The organism is Candidatus Thiosymbion oneisti, from assembly GCF_900092655.1.
GTDB lineage: Bacteria > Pseudomonadota > Gammaproteobacteria > Chromatiales > Chromatiaceae > Thiosymbion > Thiosymbion oneisti.
This window is the reverse complement of sequence record NZ_FLUY01001818.1, coordinates 1-514: the sequence shown is the minus strand read 5'-3', so window position 1 is coordinate 514 and position 514 is coordinate 1. Positions and strand designations below refer to the sequence as shown.

Sequence of the window (514 nt, the reverse complement as noted above, 5' to 3'; positions counted from 1 at the left end):
CGTGGGTAGAGGTATCGTGCTCCGCGCTCACCTTGCCTGCTTCCAGCTCCTTCAGGATTACCCCTGCGAGCTGTTTTCCCAGCTCCACCCCCCATTGGTCGTAGGAATTGATGCCCCAGACCACGCCCTGGGTGAAGGTGCGGTGCTCATACATGGCGATCAGGGCGCCGAGGGCCCCGGGTGTCAGCCGTTCCATGAGGATGGTGTTGGTCGGCCGGTTGCCGGGGAAGGTGCGGTGGGGGGCCAACGCCTCGACGCTCGCGGGCGACATCCCGGCGGCCCGCATCTCGGCCTTGGCCTCGTCCTGGGTACGGCCACGCATCAGGGCCTCGGTCTGGGCGAAGAAGTTGGCCATCAACTTGGGATGGTGATCGCCCAGCGGGTTGTGGCTGTTGACCGGGGCGATGAAGTCCGCGGGAATCAGCTGGGTGCCCTGGTGGATGAGCTGAAAGAAGGCGTGCTGACCATCGGTTCCGGGCTCGCCCCAGACCACGGGTCCGGTGGTGTATGCCAC

Annotated in this window: 1 protein-coding gene; it reads right to left on the bottom strand. The window is 65.8% G+C overall.

All coding sequences use genetic code 11. The features are described from left to right. Positions 1-514, bottom strand: a 514-nt coding sequence (locus BQ17_RS19360) for a phosphoglucose isomerase-related protein (protein WP_500784429.1), incomplete at both ends; no start/stop codon positions are given.